The organism is Streptomyces sp. NPDC051136 (assembly GCF_044455745.1).
In the GTDB taxonomy this organism is placed as follows: domain Bacteria; phylum Actinomycetota; class Actinomycetes; order Streptomycetales; family Streptomycetaceae; genus Streptomyces.
The window spans coordinates 260,356-273,914 of sequence record NZ_JBITFE010000004.1; the positions used below are offsets into that span (position 1 = coordinate 260,356).

The window sequence follows — 13,559 nt, forward strand, 5'->3', positions numbered from 1 at the left end:
GGAAGCACGGGGCGAGCGGGATGGACGTCCGTCGCACCCCGTCCCGTCACGGCCCGTCGAACACGAGTGCGCGGACGACCGCTAGCATGCGCGCCCATGACTGACGACGTACGCAACATCGTCCTGGGTGTGGTGGCGGCGGGCATCAGCGCCACGCTGGGCTGGTTCGCCCGCACCTACCTCTGGAAGCGCAGGCTCCGGCGGAAGCAGACGTTCTTCGGGCTGCCGGACGGTTCCGAGTCGCTGCTCGTCGTCAACCGCGACCCCGCCTCCTCCGAACCGGCGGTCCACCGCTTCGACGTCTTCGCACTGCTGGAACTCTCCGCGCTGGTCAAGGACTGCGGCGCGCACGCCCAGGTGGTCACCCAGGACATGGTCGGCCAGGGCTTCGGCGAGCGCACGGAGTTCTGCGTGGGCGGTCCCGGCTCCAACCGGCGCATGGTCGCCCACATGGCGGCGATGCTGCCCGGGGTACGGATGAACGTCGACCCGGAACCCGGCCCGGACCGGGGCGCGTTCCAGATCGGCGGCGAGCGCTACCGGCTGGAGGCGGGCGTCACGGAGTACGTGCTGCTCGCCCGCCTCACCGCCGGCGACCGGCGCGAGGCGCGGCCCGCGTTCCTGTTCTGCGGCCAGCGCGCGATCACCAACCAGGCCGCCACCCGCTACCTCGCCCGGCACCACGAGAAGCTCTCCCGCAAGCACGGCACCGGCTCCTTCGTGCTGCTGCTCAAGGTGGTCAACTCGCAGGCGTACGGCCCCGACGTCGTCGAGCTGGTCGGCGACGTCACCCGGGCGGCGACCAGCCCTCTGCCGACCCCGGCACCGGCCCCCCGCAACTCCCACCGGGCCTGAACGGCGGGGCGCGCCGACGGCGCCGCACCCTCGCGCCCCTTGGTGCGGAGAGTGCCTCCGGGCGGACCCGCCCGCCCGGGAGCAGGGGCCCTGAACCGTCGAGGGCCGGTGTGCGCCCCTCTGGTGGCGTACACCGGCCGGCCGTGCCGGGATCGTGCGACGGTTCAGCAGGCGCCGAGGTCCTCCCAGACGCCCCATTCACCGGTGGTGCCGGGTTCCTCGCCCGTCACCCACCACTTGGCACGCCAGGTGTGTCCGGCGTGGGACACGGTCTCGTCGCCGTTGTAGACGGCCCCGGCGCTCCAGGCGCCCGCGGCGCAGTCGCCCGGCTCATCACCGCCGCCACCGCCGTCACCGCCACCACCACCGTCGTCACCACCACCGCCGCCGATGCTGACGTCGATGCAGGCGTAGAAGGCGTTGGCGGTGTCCGCGATGTTCCAGACCGCGAGCACCTTCTGCCGCCCGGTGAACCCGCTGAAGTCCAGGCGGTGGCTGACCGAGGCGGGCGGCAGGGCCCCGCGGCCGTCGAACTGGGCGATCTTCCGGTCGCCGATGAAGTACTGCCAGTTGCTGGTGGCGTGCCGCGCCTCGATGGTCCAGGTGAAGGTGTGGGTGGTGCCGATGGGCGTGACCCGCCAGCCCTTGGCGTCGTCGTCCAGGTCGGCCCACCGGGCGTCCCCGCCGCTGCAGTTGCGCAGCCCCTTGGGCCCTTCCACGCTGGCCGGTTCCCACTTGATCTGACCGCACTGCACCACGCGGTTGGCGCACTGGTCCTGCCTGCTGCCCGGCGAGACCACCCAGCCGTGGGCGCCGGCCGTGGGCGCCGGCAGGCTCAGGGCCACCACCGGGGCGACCAGCGCCCCTACGGCGACCGCCGTCCTTCTTTTCATGCGCATGACATCACGTTCCCTTCGGTGCACGTCGAACCAGCCTGCCCCGGCTTGCGTACGACGTTGCCGACGAGGCAACACCTGCCCGCTGAGGTCCAGACCTGAGCGCGCAGGTCTAGACCTTAGCGGAGGAGGGGGAGCCGTCAAGGGGGCGGAATGCAGCCAACTCCCCGACGACATGCGCCCCTTGTGCCGCACGGTCCCGTGTAGTGGGCTGTCCGTCATGAAGAAGAGAAGACTGGCGACCCTGACCGCGATCCTGGTCCTGGTCCCCCTCGTCGCCGCCGCGCCCGGCCGACCGGCCCGGGCCGCCGGCTCCGGGCCCGGTGACGCGGCGCGATCCGCCGAGACGACGCTGGTCCGCGGGGTGAACCTCGACACGGCGACCATCCCCGAACTGCAGGCCCGCATGAAGCGCGGGTCCCTGTCCTCGTTCGGGCTGACCCTCGCCTACCTGCGGCGGATCAAGGCCGTCGACCCGAGGATCAACGCGGTGCTGCGCACCAGCCCGACGGCCCTGCGCCAGGCGGCCGCCAGCGACCTCAGGCATCGCCTCGGCAGGACCCGCGGGCCACTGGACGGCATCCCCGTCCTGCTCAAGGACAACGTGAACACCCGCGACATGCCGACGACCGCCGGGTCGCTGGCACTGGCCGGAAGGCCGCCGGCCACCGACGCCGACCTGGTCGAGAAGCTGCGGGCGGCCGGCGCGGTGATCCTCGGCAAGGCCAACCTGTCCGAATGGGCCAACTTCCGTTCCGCGAAGCCGACCTCGGGTTGGTCCGCGGTGGGCGGCCAGACGAACAACCCCTACGTCCTGGACCGCAACCCCTGCGGGTCGTCCTCCGGTTCGGCCGCGGCGCTCGCCGCGTCTCTGGCGCAGGTGGCGATCGGCACCGAGACGGACGGCTCCATCGTGTGCCCCGCCGGGATGAACGGCGTGGTCGGCCTCAAACCCAGTCTCGGGGTGGTCAGCCAGTCGGGTGTCGTACCGATCTCCGCGCAGCAGGACACGGCCGGCCCCATGGCGCGCAACGTGACCGACGCAGCACTCACCCTCTCCGTGCTCAGCGGCCGTGACACGGTGCGCGCCGACGGTGCGCCGAGCCTCGCCGACGTGGCGGGGCGACCCGGCACGTTGCGCGGGAAACGGATCGGCCTGTGGCGGCTGCCGTCGCTGGGCCCCGAGGTGGACGCCCTCATGACCCGTACCGCCGAGCGGCTGGGCGCCGCGGGGGCCGAGGTCGTCGAGGTGGACATGCCGTACCAGGAGCGGCTGGCCGAGCTCGAGTTCCCGGCGCTGCTGAGCGAGTTCCACCGGGACATCGACGCCTACCTCGCCACCCGCGGCGGGCCGCGGGACCTGGCCGAGCTGATCGAGTTCAACCGCACCCACCCGCGGGAGCGGACCTGTTTCGCCGGTCAGGAGCTGTTCGAGCAGGCGCTGGCCGCACCGTCCACGAGCGACCCGGAGTACCGGGCGATGCGCGCGGAGCTGACGGACCTGTCCCGGCGGTCCATCGACGAGGTGACGGCCGCGCACGGCCTGGACGCCATCGCCTCCCCCGCGAACCCGCCCGCGTGGACCACCGACTGCGCGCGGGGCGACAACGACGTGATCCCGTCCTCCACCCCCGCCGCCGTCGCCGGGTACCCCTCGCTGTCCGTGCCCGCCGGGTTCGTCGGTGAACTCCCGGTCGGGCTGCTCCTGATGGCCGGGGACCGGCAGGACGCCGAACTGCTGTCCCTGGGCGCGGCGGTGGAGCACCGGCTGGACGCCTGGCGGGCGCCCGGGTATCTGCCCTCGACATCACCGTCCGGCACGTCGCACTGAGCCGACCGGCGAGCGTCACGTCGTCGGGCAGTGCCTCGACGAGGTCGCTCGCCGGTGTGCAGCTGACCTTCTCCTCGCCCGCGAGCAGTGATCTCCGGCTGCATCCTGCGTAGGTCCCCCGTGCGTTCGCTGTGCGCTCCGACCACGGCAACGTATAGGGACAAACGGCATGGATGCCACCGACACGCACCTTTCGGGCATTAGCCCTATTTAAGGCGAACGGTCCCTGGAGGGGGGAAGCGGCTCACGTTTCGGCCACCTCGCCGTACAGCTGCGAGAGTTCGGGCACGCCGTCCTCCGCCCACGCGTGGCCGTTGGCCACCACGTCGAACTCCCGGCCCGAGGCGAGCCGGACGACCGGCTGCCCGTCGGCCCGGATGGTCCAGACGGCGCCGGGCACGGTGCGCACGATCACGGTGCCGAGGTACAGACCCGCGTCGTTGCCCAGCCAGCTCAGGATCTCCTCGTCGCTGCGCCAGCGCGGCAGGACCTGGTCCAGCTGCTCCAGGGAGAGCGCGGAGTCGTCGAGCCGGACCCCCTCCCGCAGCGCCTGGGAGCGCAGCAGGTCACAGTCGGCGAGCAGCTCGCCGATGCCCTCCGCGTCGTGCGCCCGGGGATCTTCGCGCCGCTTGCCCAGGAAGGGGAAGTTCATACGTCCAGACTGTCATTCGTACCGCCATGTGCACCACAGGGCGCGCGGGGTGTGCGGGCGGCGCGGACGGCTACAGGTCCAGGTCCACCACGACCGGTGCGTGGTCCGAGGCGCCCTTGCCCTTGCGCTCCTCGCGGTCGACGTAGGAGTCGGTGACCGCCTTGGCGAAGGGCTCGTTGCCGTACACCAGGTCGATGCGCATGCCGCGGTTCTTGGGGAAGCAGAGCTGGCGGTAGTCCCAGTACGTGTAGGGGTGGTCGTACTTCAGCGGGCGCGGGACCACATCGGACAGGCCGGCGCCGCGCAGGGAGGCGAGGGCGGCGCGCTCGGCGGGGGTGACGTGGGTGGCGCCCTCGAAGGCGGCGCGGTCGTAGACGTCCTCGTCCGTCGGCGCGACGTTGTAGTCACCCATCACGGCGAAGGGGCGCTCGCCGGCCGCGTCGCTCTCGACGGCGGCGCGCAGTGCCTCGAACCACTGGAGCTTGTAGGCGTAGTGCGGGTGCTCCACCTCGCGGCCGTTGGGCACGTACACCGACCAGACGCGAACCGGTCCGCAGGTGGCGGAGACGGCGCGGGGCTCCTGGACACCTTCGTAGCCGGGGTCGCCCGGCAGGCCCTTCACCACGTCCGCGAGGCCCACGCGGGAGAGCACCGCCACCCCGTTCCACCGGCCGGTGGCGTGGACGGCCGCCTCGTACCCCGCCTCGCGCAGCTCGTCGAAGGGGAACTGCGCCTCGGCGACCTTGGCCTCCTGGAGGCACAGCACGTCGGTGCCGCTGCTCTCCAGCCAGGCGAGCAGCCTCGGCAGGCGGGCGGTGATCGAGTTCACGTTCCAGGTCGCGATGCGCATGCCCCACAACCTACCCGGCGGGACTGACAACGCGGTCCCGCCGGGGTCCGGCCCCGGACCTGGCCCCGTACCCGGCCCCGGACCCGACCCGTGCCCGGCCCCGTGCCCGGCCCCGACCCGTGCCTGGCTCCGGGCCGGGCGTCACACCCGGGCGGAGTCGCCCGGAGTCAGCCGCAGGTGCTCGCTGCCGCCCAGCTCGCCGATCTGGCGGTCGTAGATCGGGCGGGCGAGGTCGGTGAGCAGCGCGTCGTGGATGTCGTAGGCGCGCCGCGGCCGCACCTCACGGACGTACTCGATGACCTCGGCGATCTTGTTCCAGGGGGCCATGACCGGGAGCATCAGCGTGTCGACCGGCTGGTCGGGCACGGTGAGGGCGTCGCCGGGGTGGAAGACCTTGCCGCCGTCCACGAGGAAGCCGACGTTGGTGATGCGCGGGATGTCCGGGTGGATCACCGCGTGCAGCTCCCCGTGGACCTGTACGTCGAAGCCGGCGGCGGTGAAGGTGTCGCCGTGGCCGACGGTGTGGACGCGGCCCGGGAACGCCGCCGAGATCCGCTCCGCGACGGACCGCAGCGCCCAGATCCGGGCGGCCGGGTTGTCCTCCATGGCGGCGCGCAGCCGCGGCTCGTCGAAGTGGTCCGGGTGCTCGTGGGTGACGAGGATCGCGTCCGCGCCGAGGGCGGCGTCCTCCTCGCTGAACCCGCCGGGGTCCAGGACGAGCGTCCGCCCGTCCTTCTCGAGGCGGACGCAGGAGTGCGACTTCTTGGTGAGCTTCATGACTCCCATCCTGCCGCCGGGCACCCGTGACGGGCCCGCGCGGCTCACTCCGGCGGTGTCGTCTCCTCGCGGATGACCTGCTGGGCCACCCGGAAGGCACCGCTCGCGGCGGGCACGCCGCAGTAGACGGCCGCCTGGAGCAGCACCTCCTTGATCTCGCCCGGAGTGAGGCCGTTGCGCAGGGCGGCGCGCAGGTGCGGCGCGAGCTCCTCCAGGTGGCCGCCGGCGACGAGGGCGGTGAGGGTGACACAGCTGCGGGAGCGCCGGTCCAGGCCCGGCCGGTTCCAGACCTCGCCCCACGCGTAGCGCGTGAGCAGCTCCTGGAAGTCCCCGGAGAACTCGTCCGCCTCGGCGAGCGTCTGGTCGACGTGGCCGTCACCGAGGACTTCGCGGCGCACCTTCAGCCCGGCGTCGTACGGGTCGGGCCTCCCCCGGTCCTGCGGCGGCACGACGGGGGCCGCGGCGATCTCGGCGATGGGCGCGGTCTGCGGCGGGGCCGGCACCGGCTGGACGGGCGCGGCGGAGACGCCCTGGACCGGGGCCTGGACCGGGGCCGGGTGCGGGGCGGGGCGGAGCTGGGCCGGGACGGGGATCTGCCCGGTGGAGGCGGCGTCGTGGACGGCCTGCCAGGCGGTGGTGAAGTGCCGCACCAGCAGGTCGGTGACGGCCGCGGGCTGCTCCACCGGGACCAGGTGGGAGGCGCCCGGGACGACGGCGAGACGGGCGTCGGGGATGCCGGCGACCAGGGTGCGGGCCTCGGCGGGGCCGGTCACCTGGTCGTCGGAGCCGACGAGGACCAGCGTCGGCACGCCGACCCGGCCGAGCTCACCCCGTACGTCGAACGCGGCGAGCGCCTCGCAGGCGGAGATGTAGCAGCCCGGGTCGGTGGTCCGCACCATCTGCACCGCCCACTCGGTGATCGCGGGCTGCGCTGCCGCGTACCCGCCGGTGAACCAGCGCTCGGGGGAACTGCGGGCGATGGGGTCGAGCCCGTTGGTGCGCACGATCACGCCGCGCTGGCGGAACTCGTCGGCGGTGCCGAACCGGGGCGAGGCGGCGATCAGCGCGAGGGAGGCGAGGCGCTCGGGGTGGCGCAGCGCCAGCTCGATGCCGATCGCGCCGCCGAACGCGCAGCCCGCGTAGCCGAAGCGCTGCACGCCGAGTCCGTCGAGGGTGGCCAGCAGACGCGTGGTGAGTTCGGCGACGGACCCCGCCGGGTGGGCCGGGGCGCCGCCGTGTCCGGGCAGGTCGAAGCGGAAGACCCGCCACTGCTGGGCCAGTTCCGGCACCTGCCGGTCCCACATGTGCCATGTGGTACCGAGCGACGGCCCCAGGATCAGGACTGGTAGGTGTTCTGGCCCGTCAAAGCGGTATTGCAGCGTCTCGGTCTTGCCTTCGATCACGGGTTCACACCTTCATCTGTCACGATCTGTCACACGCCCCCTGCGAGACCTCCCCACGCCTCCGCCGCCGGAAGCAGGTCCGCCACGTCCGGCTTCACATACCACTTCTTCGTCGTCTTCACGTTGGTGTGCCCGGCCCACATGGCGAGCAGGTGATCCGGCACCCCGTTGTTGGCGAGGTACGTGAGGCAAGACGCCCGAGCATCGTACAGACGGACCCTGCGAAGGCCGTTTGCATCCATTATTTTGTAGGCCCGCGTTCGGAGCTGCCGACCGTTCAGCGCGCACCCAAGTTCATCCACGAGGACATACCCGCCCCCCTCGTACCCCTCGCCGGCCGCCAAGCGTTCCACTGCCTGTGTGGCGCGGAACGTCTTCAGCGCCTCCCGTACGAGGCTCGGGATCGGCAACACACGCTCCCCCGCCATGCTCTTCGTGTCCTTCTCCACCACCGTGCGGTTGCCCATCATGGTTCGGGTGTTGGCGATGCTGAGCGTGGCTGCGGCCAGGTCGACGTCCGACCACCGCAGGCCGCAGACCTCCGCCGGACGGAGCCCCATCACGGACAGCAGCAACGGCGCGAACAGGCGGTCACTCTTCATCGCAGCGACAAAGGCACCCACCTCCGAGGCGTTCCATGGCTGGACAACCTCCTTAGTCCTCCGCTCCGCCTTCCGGGCCTTCAGCGGAATGTGCACCTCGCTGGCTACGTTGACGGGCACCAGACCGCGCGTGACAGCGCGGTTCAGGGCGTCCTTCAGTCTGGCCAGGCTCATGTCAACCGACGTGACCCCGAGACCCGTTCCCGCCTTCCCGCCCCGCACACGGCCCCCCTGGAGAGCCCACTGCATCCACGCCATCACATGGTCCTCCGTGAGTTCCTGCAGCCGGACGTTCCCGAGCTTCCCGCGTACACGATCCAGCGTCACCCGGTAGTTGTAGACCGTGGTCGGCTCCAGGTCTTCGGCCTTCATCACGAGCCACTGATCCAGCCACTCGTTCACGGTGATCTTGTTGGGCGGGACGAACGTCCCTGCATGCCGCTTGCTGGTGATGCGGGCGTACTCCGCCTTCGCTTCCCTCAGCGTGTTGAAGGTACGCCGGAGCTGCTTCCGCTTCCCCGTCTCCGGATCCGTGCCGGCGTCCACCACAAAGCGGTAGCGCACCTGTCCCTTTGCGTTTGGGGGCAGCTTCTTGATCGGTTCGGGCATCTCAAGTTCCTTTCCTGATGTGGTGGGCCAGCTCGCGATTTCCCTCAGGGCGCCGACCAAGTGCGTGTCCGTCCGCGGGAGCTTGGCTGAACACCGACCAACCCCGCCCGACGTCGGTCGGCTCAGTCGTGTCTGCCAATGCGATGGCCGGATCCTTCAACCACAACTCCAAAGCCAACGAGACCGGAATACGGGCCCCCGGGAAGGACAACGTCCAGGTCGAGCGGGCGGCCTTAGCTCGAAGCGGCCCGGCCCACCAACGACACGGCGCTGCGTGAGGCCCTCGACGAGGCCGCGCGCAACCCGGAACTGGCCCCGCTCGTCCGCGCCGTCGAGACGCTGAAGGCGCCGGTGCCGGCCTGACCGGCCGGGTCCGAGCAGGACGCGAACCCGGCCGGTTCCGCAAAGGACCGCCGGATGTGGCGAGGAATGGGTCTGCATCGCCCTCGACACGTGTCGTCCGCCTACGATGATGACTTTCGGCCGCCTCATATTCCTCCTGAGACGAGATGATGGACTGCACGGAACTCGGACACCCGTAGCCGTCACCCGCTGAAAGCGGCAACGAACGCCCATGTCGCGCCGAGTCGCCGCCAAATGTCGGCACGTACGGCGCCAATGGTCCGCACGATCGCCGGTTTGGCGAACCGGCGATCATCGGCTATGTTGCCCGCCGCATCACGGGCCCTGTGTCCACTCGGCCTCGCGGTCGGCAGGTGAGCGCGAGGCTCCGGGAGCGCTGCCTGGGGGCGACCATCAGCGGACCGTCACCCGTGAGCTGGTCGAGATTTGCCGTGACGCGGCGCTCAGGGACCCCTAGGGTCTGTGCGACCTGCCTCGTTGTGGCACCCGGATGCCGTGCCACGTGCGCGAGCACGGCACGATCTGCGCGGTGGCCTCGCTGGAAGAGATTGTCTCCGAAAAGGCTGACGGCGGCGCAGGCGGAAACACAGAGCCCTGTGGAGACCGCGAGGTAGTTACCGGCCTTTCGACCTCCCCAGACATTTAGACCACCGAGGACAAAGAGCACGGGCGAAGTGAAGCGAGCAGATCGGATAGCAGACTCAGACAGACGGGCCTCCTAAGAGGGAGCCACGCCAGCGGGCCAACCCTCACAACGCCCACCCCAAATGGTTTCAAAGAAGTGAGCGTAGCCGAGCGGTGACACCGTCTGGCCTGGACTTTGCGGGACGTTGTACGTTGACATGCCCTCGCGCAGCTATCCAGTCTTTCTGCGATCTTTCTTGTCTGCCGTAGGCGAATTCGTCGCTTCGGCAATCCGGAGGCATCGCGGCACAGGGTCCGACGGCGGATCAAGCGATGCGTCTAAAATGGGTAAGGCTGCCCATGAGACGAGCTGCTACTCGTGATCAGCTGGTAGCTGGGCTACATGATCCCCTTCCATCGCCACGGCGGCGTCCCGGCCCGACCGCGCAAGCAGTCAATGCGGTACTGCACCTCCCGCCGCCACTCTGGACGGCTGGCAGCGTGCTGCGCGGCGTACGTCGTCATCCGCAGCTCTCGCGCGCCAGCCAGAAGTTCATACCCTTCCCACTCCGTGACGTCAGCGCCGTAGGTCTCGCAGAACGCGGCGTACTCCTCGGCAGACACCGCGCCGGTCGTGGTGAGCTTCACTGCGGTCGACACTAGATCCCACTCCGGAGGGCCGAACGAAGCGCGCTCGAAGTCGAGCAACATCGGGCCGGCCTCCGTGCGCGCCACGTTGCCGACCCATGCATCCCCGTGGACTACACACTCCGGCAGGCCCTTCGGCCTTGAGGCCCATTGCTGCTTGAGGTCCTCAAGCCGGCCCTTCAGCCACAGCCGGTCATCGTCAGAAATCGTGCTCGCTGCGTCGATGCGCTCAACCAGCCGGACGAACGGGTCCAGCTCACCCAGTGGCAGGTCTGGTTTCGGCAGGGCGTGCAGTTGCTTGAGGAGCACGACGACGTCGGTGACGGTCCCGATTGCGTGTGGCGGCAGCTCTTCCCAGAACGTCACCGGGTACCCGCTGGCTGCTACCGGCTGCCGCAGATCAAGGGCGCGTACGGCGGGCACGCCCTGGGCTGCCAGCCAGCGGGCGACCTGAACCTCGCGCGTTGCGGCAGCGGCCTGGCCAGGCCGGGCGATACGCACCACCATCCCCCCGGGCAGACGCCAAACGGCGTTCTCGGCGATCCGTATCGGTTGGGCGTTGGTCGCGTCGAGGCCAACGGCATGGCACGCCTCCTCAAGTACGGCTTGGGTGGGCGTGGGTGAAGTAGTCACGCCTGCACCGTAGCTGCGATGCGCTCGCGCAGGTCGCTGGCCTCGGGGACGTTCCGGTGTCGGCCTGCGAACCGGGCGAGTTCCCGCAGGTCCTCGGCGGCCCGGCAGGAGGTCAGCTTGCCGACGTCGTCCAGCGCTCGGTGGCCGAGCACGACCGCGTGCCGCGGATCGTCGCCCTTGGCCATAACCAGGGAAGCGAGCTTTGTCTCGGAGATGGCGCGCGAGCGGGCAAAGGCGTTGCCGTGCCCCTTCACCGCGATCTCGAAGCGGCGGGCCGCCTGCCCTGGGTCTTGGTCCGCGTGGACCGCGAGGTCGAACAGTGCGTGGGCGGTGTCGCCGTGGTGCTGGGCGTAGTCGTAATAGGCCATCCACGGCGGATCCTGTGCCGGGTCGGACTGTTCGAACGCGGCATCGGATTCTCCGACCGCGCGCAGGGTGTTGGCTACGTCACGCATCTTGCCGAAGGCGCGGGCACGTGCGGTGTGGAGCATGGCACGCTCGGTCGCGGTCAGTCGGTCGGAGCGCACGAGACCCTTCTCTGCGTGAGTTAGGCCAGTATCCGGATCTCCGATCCAGATTTCCTGCCGGGCCATGAACGAGTACGTCTTGGCGCGCAGGTGCCACTCCCCGGCTTCTTCCGCGCACTCAGCGGCTAGCCGGAAGCTGACTCGGGCATCGTCGTGAGCGTACGCGTCGAACTGCGAGGCGCCGACGACAACCCCTAACCGAGCCACAGAGGCCAGGAGTTCAGGCCGCAGGGGCTCGGGGCAGGGCACCGGCAGCAGGGAGGCTCCCCACATGATGGCGCCGCGGGCGAGTTCTCGCACCGCGCCGCCGCCTCCGTACTCGTTGTCCTGGCGATGGATGACATCGGCCAGCGACTTCAGTTGCCTGATCTCGCGCGGGCGGATCTGAGTCGGGATCTCCCGGGGGGCTGCTGGGGTCACGAGATGGGCGAGGTCTATGGGGGCGATGACGGCAAGGCCGCTCGTGGCGAGGAAGGCGCGACGGTCCACAGAGGCAGGGCTCCCGCTTGGAGGTGTAGTACTACCTCTGCCCAGGATGCGGCCTTCGTGGACCTGAACCGGCACCTCCGCCCTGCCAGTGGGTGCACTTTCCGTTTCAGGACGGGCTTTTTCCGTTTGCCCGAACACCATCCCCCACGCCCGGGTGAGGACTCCGCCCGTCTGCAGGACCTCGTCCAAGCGCTCAGCCAAGTCCTTCGAACAGGTAGCAGTCCGCTTCTCGATCTTCTCAATGAGTGAACCGCTGACCTGCACTTTCGCGCCCAACTCGGCGTGCGTGAGAGGGCCGCGCTTCTTACGCCAGGTCCGCAGTTCATGACCGAACCAGTCACGCGGGGATGCGTCCGGAGTCAATTGCTTCTCGGCTCTTGGCATGGGCTGTTCCTCGCTCGCGAAACGGAAGATCGAGGTTTCCGAATCAAGATCTGCACGCGGTCCTGTCGGCCTGGCTCAATGGTTGCTCACGGCCGCCACCCCAGTACACACCGCATCCGGCGCCGGTTGGAGAGATTTCGTCGAACGAGGGACTCCCCGTGAAGGCAGACCTGATGGAGGCTCAACACACGCTTACGGACGGCACAAGCGCTGCGGTCCGGACGCGTTCCGGAGCATGCGAAATCGACGTCGCTCTGACAGCCGCTGCCGTCTCGGGCGTGCGTGACCTCGTCAGTGCGTGCCTCCGTTTGTGGGGCCTGACCGAACTCGACTGGCGGGTCACTCTCACTGCGTCCGAGCTACTGACGAATGTCTTCCAGCACGCCCGCAAGGAGGATGAGTCCTCGGTTCCGGTGAAGGTCGTCCTCACCCGGACCCCCGACGGGGTCTTCCTGTGCGTCAGTGACCCGCACCCCTCGCTCCCAGCCCCCGTCTCGGCAGGCGACAACGACGAGGGCGGGCGCGGCCTGATGTTGATCAAGACGCTCAGCGACAGATACGGCTGCTCGTCCACGGCCCACGGCAAAGACGTTTGGGTCACGATCCTGCACTCGGCGTAGCCGCAATCTCCCTGCCTCTGACGAGACCCGAAAGGACCACCATCATGTGCCGGCACTCGCCGCCGTTCCCCGGGGTCGACGCGAAGGCCGACGGCGGTTCATCGTCAGCGACGCTGCGCTCGGAAGAATCGAATGACAGCTTCGGGTTGAGGCACGGCCCTCGCACGAGAACTCTTCTGGGAGGGCGACGTCAGCGAGGTCGCTCGTACTTCCTGGTCTACCTTCCGCGCCCTCGCGGACATGGCGCGATGCACGCCCGCACGGGCTGCAGCGTCGTGGAATTACGGCAAGCCTGCCTCCGGGCGCTCCGCTGCGTCGCGCCAGTAGTCGGCAAGCATCTCGCTCGGCCAGGCCGACTGGCGGATGGAACCTCGGGGCCCCATTTCCTGGAAGTAGGGGGCCAGATCAATCACCGGCGTCCCGTCGACTGCGTCGAGGTCGGTCACCAGAAGGTCGCGGCCGTCCACGCCCAGCAACCTCGGGTAGCTGACAGCCAACTGGTTGGGGCGCCGATGATTTCGGTGGACGAAAGTTCCGGTCGCTGGCCACTGCACGTTGCCTCTGGGGCTGCGGGCGTGGAGTTGCACGTCCTCGGGCTGCGCCAGGTGGAAGCGCCACGTCACCGTCAGGTGGGAGAACTCGTCGATTCCCCGCAGCGTTTCGAGGGGGTACGCCTCGTTGAGTCGAATCACCGACTCAACCCCACCCTGGTAGTCGTCCTGAACACGGGTGTGTCCCCCGACGACCGTTGCGATCGACTCGACCTCGTACGACGTCACCGGTACTGGTTCCTCTC

The 13,559-nt window shown here is 69.8% G+C and carries 12 protein-coding genes and 1 pseudogene; 4 read left to right on the forward strand and 9 right to left on the reverse strand.

All coding sequences use genetic code 11. The features are described from left to right. Positions 1 to 96 precede the first annotated feature (96 nt). Complete coding sequence (locus ACIBCJ_RS13660; RefSeq protein ID WP_365978122.1) at positions 97 to 855, forward strand: hypothetical protein; 759 nt, start codon at positions 97 to 99, stop codon at positions 853 to 855. Between the two features lie 164 nt (positions 856 to 1,019). On the opposite strand, the gene ACIBCJ_RS13665 is transcribed toward ACIBCJ_RS13660, so the two are convergent. Continuing rightward, the gene (locus tag ACIBCJ_RS13665) at positions 1,020 to 1,754 is read right to left on the reverse strand and encodes a lytic polysaccharide monooxygenase (RefSeq protein ID WP_365978123.1); all 735 of its coding nucleotides are present in this window, start codon (positions 1,752 to 1,754) and stop codon (positions 1,020 to 1,022) included. A 217-nt stretch (positions 1,755 to 1,971) separates the two neighbouring features. On the opposite strand from ACIBCJ_RS13665, the gene ACIBCJ_RS13670 reads away from it, so the two are divergent. After that, positions 1,972 to 3,582 (forward strand): amidase family protein, encoded by a 1,611-nt coding sequence (locus tag ACIBCJ_RS13670; protein ID WP_365978124.1) that lies wholly within the window; start codon positions 1,972 to 1,974, stop codon positions 3,580 to 3,582. 244 nt (positions 3,583 to 3,826) lie between these two features. Here the strand turns inward: ACIBCJ_RS13670 and ACIBCJ_RS13675 are convergent, their stop codons facing one another. From ACIBCJ_RS13675 to ACIBCJ_RS13695, 5 genes are all read right to left on the reverse strand, one after another. Further along, complete coding sequence (locus ACIBCJ_RS13675) at positions 3,827 to 4,234, reverse strand: DUF6278 family protein (protein ID WP_362093482.1); 408 nt, start codon at positions 4,232 to 4,234, stop codon at positions 3,827 to 3,829. A 70-nt stretch (positions 4,235 to 4,304) separates the two neighbouring features. Next, complete coding sequence (locus tag ACIBCJ_RS13680) at positions 4,305 to 5,084, reverse strand: exodeoxyribonuclease III (protein ID WP_362504532.1); 780 nt, start codon at positions 5,082 to 5,084, stop codon at positions 4,305 to 4,307. A 141-nt stretch (positions 5,085 to 5,225) separates the two neighbouring features. Beyond that, entirely contained in the window at positions 5,226 to 5,861 is a 636-nt protein-coding gene (locus ACIBCJ_RS13685; protein ID WP_365978125.1) for an MBL fold metallo-hydrolase, read from the reverse strand. A 44-nt stretch (positions 5,862 to 5,905) separates the two neighbouring features. After that, positions 5,906 to 7,165: an alpha/beta fold hydrolase gene (locus tag ACIBCJ_RS13690; protein WP_362504529.1), complete on the reverse strand. Its 1,260-nt coding sequence runs from the start codon at positions 7,163 to 7,165 to the stop codon at positions 5,906 to 5,908. 128 nt (positions 7,166 to 7,293) lie between these two features. After that, positions 7,294 to 8,475, reverse strand: a complete 1,182-nt coding sequence (locus tag ACIBCJ_RS13695; RefSeq protein ID WP_125768795.1) for a tyrosine-type recombinase/integrase — start codon at positions 8,473 to 8,475, stop codon at positions 7,294 to 7,296. Between the two features lie 237 nt (positions 8,476 to 8,712). Here ACIBCJ_RS13695 and ACIBCJ_RS13700 point away from each other — a divergent pair. Further along, positions 8,713 to 8,838 (forward strand): annotated as a pseudogene (locus ACIBCJ_RS13700) (MarR family transcriptional regulator); the annotation flags it as partial. A gap of 1,023 nt (positions 8,839 to 9,861) precedes the next feature. Here the strand turns inward: ACIBCJ_RS13700 and ACIBCJ_RS13705 are convergent. Beyond that, positions 9,862 to 10,743 (reverse strand): aminoglycoside phosphotransferase family protein, encoded by an 882-nt coding sequence (locus ACIBCJ_RS13705; protein ID WP_362093468.1) that lies wholly within the window; start codon positions 10,741 to 10,743, stop codon positions 9,862 to 9,864. Then, on the reverse strand, positions 10,740 to 12,143 hold the full coding sequence (locus tag ACIBCJ_RS13710; RefSeq protein WP_362093465.1) for a helix-turn-helix transcriptional regulator: 1,404 nt from the start codon (positions 12,141 to 12,143) through the stop codon (positions 10,740 to 10,742). Before ACIBCJ_RS13710 ends, ACIBCJ_RS13705 begins: the two co-directional genes overlap by 4 nt. Positions 12,144 to 12,301: 158 nt before the next feature. Between ACIBCJ_RS13710 and ACIBCJ_RS13715 the strand changes: the two genes are divergently transcribed. Continuing rightward, positions 12,302 to 12,763: an ATP-binding protein gene (locus ACIBCJ_RS13715; protein WP_127435960.1), complete on the forward strand. Its 462-nt coding sequence runs from the start codon at positions 12,302 to 12,304 to the stop codon at positions 12,761 to 12,763. A gap of 281 nt (positions 12,764 to 13,044) precedes the next feature. On the opposite strand, the gene ACIBCJ_RS13720 is transcribed toward ACIBCJ_RS13715, so the two are convergent. Beyond that, entirely contained in the window at positions 13,045 to 13,542 is a 498-nt protein-coding gene (locus ACIBCJ_RS13720; RefSeq protein WP_125768807.1) for an SAM-dependent methyltransferase, read from the reverse strand. Positions 13,543 to 13,559 lie beyond the last annotated feature (17 nt).